A 3433-nucleotide genomic window follows, 5' to 3' on the forward strand; every position below is an offset into this window, starting at 1 on the left:
GGTTGCGCGCGGTCAAATCGACGGGAACGACGATACTCTCGAACATCGCTGAACCTCTCGTTCCAGCATCATGGGTTACCGACACGATGCCACCACCGGTGAGGTATTTTATTGAGTTTTTCGTCGTCCTGCTGGGCAACCTGGGCGGATCCTGCTATCGTGGCCCAAACCAAGAGGAAATCCATGATGCGTTTCGATCTTTACATCGGTGGTCAATGGGTCGAGGGGGCGACTTACCGACCCAACGTCAACCCATCGGATTTGAGCGACGACCTGGGCGAGTATGCGCAGGCGGATCGGGAACAGACCGGGGAGGCGATCCGTACCGCACGGGCTGCCGCTCCCGCTTGGGCGAACAGCAACGTTCAGTCGCGGGCTGACGCGCTCGATCGAATCGGACACGAGATTCTCGCGAGGAAGGAAGAGCTCGGAAGGCTCCTCGCCCGAGAAGAGGGGAAAACGCTCAAGGAGGGCATTGGAGAGGTTGGCCGCGCGGGCAACATATTCAAGTTTTTTGCGGGCGAGGCGCTCCGAAACCACGGCGAGCTTCATCAATCGGTTCGCCCTGGCGTTCGGGTCGAAGTGACCCGCGAGCCGATCGGGGTGGTCGGCGTCATCACCCCGTGGAACTTCCCCGCTGCCATTCCCGCATGGAAAATTGCTCCCGCCCTCGCGTTCGGCAACACCGTGGTGGCCAAGCCGGCCGAGCTCGCGCCCGGCTCGGCATGGGCCCTGGCCGAGATCATCTCGCGTGCTGGCCTGCCGCCGGGAGTGTTCAACCTGGTGCTGGGTGACGGACAGAGCGTCGGCAGGACCATAGTGGACTCGCCCGACGTCGATGGGGTGACATTCACCGGCTCCGTCGCCGTTGGTCACGAGATCCTCACCCGGACGGCCGCGCGTCACGCGAAGGTCCAGCTCGAGATGGGAGGAAAGAACCCCTTCGTGGTGCTCGATGACGCCGAGCTGGGCGTGGCGGTGGAATGCGCCGTCCAAGGCGCCTATTACTCCACGGGGCAGCGATGCACCGCTTCCTCTCGGTTCATCGTCACCGAGAACATCCACGATCGTTTCGTCGAAGCCTTGACCGCGCGGATGAAGACGATCCGTGTCGGCGACGCCCTCGAGCCGGAGACGGACATCGGGCCGGTCGTGGACGAATCCCAGCTTAGCCAGGATCTCGAATATCTCGATATCGGACGCCGGGAAGGGGCGCGAATCGCCTGGGGCGGCGAGCGGCTCTCGCTGGCGAAAGACGGGTACTACCTCGGCCCGGCGCTCTTCGTCGATACCGACAACCGGATGCGAATCAATCGCGAAGAGATCTTTGGTCCGATCGCGTCCGTGATCCGCGTCAAGAATTTCGAGGAGGCCGTCGCCGTCGCCAACGATACCGAATTCGGTCTCTCGGCGGGTGTCGCGACTACGTCACTCGAGAACGCCGAGCGTTTCAAGCTCGCGTGCCGAGCCGGTATGGTCATGGTGAACCTGCCTACCGCCGGAGTCGATTATCACGTGCCCTTCGGGGGACGAAGAGCCTCGAGCTACGGGCCTCGAGAGCAAGGGAGCTACGCGAAGGAGTTCTACACCACGGTGAAGACGGCTTACGTCAGCGCGTGACGTTCATCGCGCGCGGCTCGGGCGTTTCTTCCTCACGGGAAACGCGCGAGCGGAGCAGCTCGTAGAACGCCGTCTGACAGCGGATCGCCTCACCTTGCCTCGGGCGGTATTTGTTGGAGAGCTCTTGATCCAGGATTCGGGCCTTGACGTTGTCGCGAAACTGGATCTCCATGAACTCCTTGATCTCCTCCCGGAGAGCGGGGTCGTACACCGGGAAAGTGACCTCGACCCGCCGTTCGAGGTTGCGGATCATCAAATCGCCCGAAGAAAGAAAGATCTTCTCGTTCCCACCGTTGGCGAAAACGAAGACCCGCGAGTGCTCGAGGTACCGGTCGATGAGCCCGATCGATTCGATGTTCTCCCTTCGCTGAACCTGGTCGGGAAGCAGTGAGTACATTCCCCGGACGTTCAGTCGCAGCCGGACACCCGCATCCGCGGCCTGATAGAGCAGCCCCACGATATCTGGGTCGGCCAGATTGTTGAGCTTCAGGTCGATGTAGGCCTCTTTCCCCTTCTTGGCGTTTCGTATCTCCGCGCGGATGAGACGGCTTATCTGCTCGCGGAAGCCGAATGGCGCGACGAGAAGGTGCTTGAACTGCGGGACGCGATAGTTGTCCTGAAGGAAAGCGAAGACCGCCTCCACCTCTTTCGTCAGGCGCCGGTCGTTCGTGAACAGGCAGTGGTCGGAGTACACCTTTGCGGTGTCCTCGTTGAAGTTGCCCGTTCCCAGAAAGGCGTATCGCGCCGTCTTGCCCCTCTCCTTCCGCAGAATGAGGCCCAATTTCGCGTGCACCTTGAGCCCGGGCACGCCGAAGATGACGTGCGCCCCCTCTTCCTGGAGCAGGTTGGCGAGATCCACGTTGGCCTGCTCGTCGAAGCGCGCCTGGAGCTCGATGATGGCGGTCACGTCCTTGCCGTTTCGTGCCGCGTTCACGAGAGCGTTGGCGACTCCCGAGTGCCGCGCGATCCGGTAGAGCGTGACCTTGATGGCCGTGACCTTGGGGTCGATGGCGGCTTCCCGCAACAGATCGATCACGTAGTCGAACGGCTGGTAGGGGAAATGGAGCAAGAACTCCTTCTCCCGTATCGATTGCAGGACGCTGCGCGAGGCTTCGAGGCGAGGCAGGGGGACGGGATCGAGCCTCGAGTAGAGCAGAGAGGACTTGCCTACATGGGGAAAGCCGATGAAGTCCTTATAGTTGTGCGTCCGTCCCCCGGGCACGAAGCTGTCTTCGTCCTTCAGCCCGAGCTTGCGCACGATCAGGTAGAGAAACTCGGCGGAGATCGCGCGATCGTAGACGATGCGCACCGGGTTTCCTTCCTCGCGCTGCTTGATGCCTTTTACGACCTTATGGATGTAGCTCTCGGTCACGTCATCGTCGAGATCAAGCTCGGCGTCCCGCGTGAGCTTGATGATGTGGGACTCGATGCTGTCGAACTCGAACAGGGAGAATATGTCCGCGAGGTTGTAACGAATGACGTTCTCGAGAAGAATGACGTGGTGGCTCCGTCCCACGCGAGGCAGGATCAGGAACCGAGGGACCACGTCGGTCGGAACCTCGATGAGCGAGAACCTGTCGTTCTTCCCCGCGGGGGTCCGCAAGCGCGTAGCCAGGTAGATCGACTTGTCATGGAGATCGGGGAATTTCTGTCTCGATCCGATCATCAGCGGCGTGAGCATGGGGCGCACTTCCCGCCGGAAATAGCCGCGCACGAAGTGGCCCTGTTCGGGCGAAAGCTCGGTCTCGTCGACGACCTGAATGCCCTGTTCCGCGAGCTCATGCAGAATCCTGTCGTACGTGGCTTCGAACAC

2 protein-coding genes are annotated in these 3433 nt (G+C 61.4%); one reads left to right on the plus strand and one right to left on the minus strand.

All coding sequences use genetic code 11. The annotated features are described in order from the left end of the window. Nucleotides 1-183: 183 nt before the first annotated feature. Complete coding sequence (locus tag VEK15_00035; GenBank protein ID HXV59050.1) at nt 184-1620, plus strand: aldehyde dehydrogenase family protein; 1437 nt, start codon at nt 184-186, stop codon at nt 1618-1620. Here the strand turns inward: VEK15_00035 and ppk1 are convergent. Next, a partial coding sequence (gene ppk1 / locus VEK15_00040) for a polyphosphate kinase 1 (protein HXV59051.1) occupies nt 1610-3433 on the minus strand: 1824 nt, incomplete at its 5' end. The two genes, VEK15_00035 and ppk1, sit on opposite strands and share 11 nt — an antisense overlap.

It is taken from the genome of Vicinamibacteria bacterium, from assembly GCA_035620555.1.
Classification (GTDB): domain Bacteria; phylum Acidobacteriota; class Vicinamibacteria; order Marinacidobacterales; family SMYC01; genus DASPGQ01.

Excerpts from the sequence above, each read along its gene's own strand:
- VEK15_00035 (HXV59050.1), top strand. The coding sequence starts at position 184 with ATGATGCGTTTCGATCTTTACATCGGTGGTCAATGGGTCGAGGGGGCG.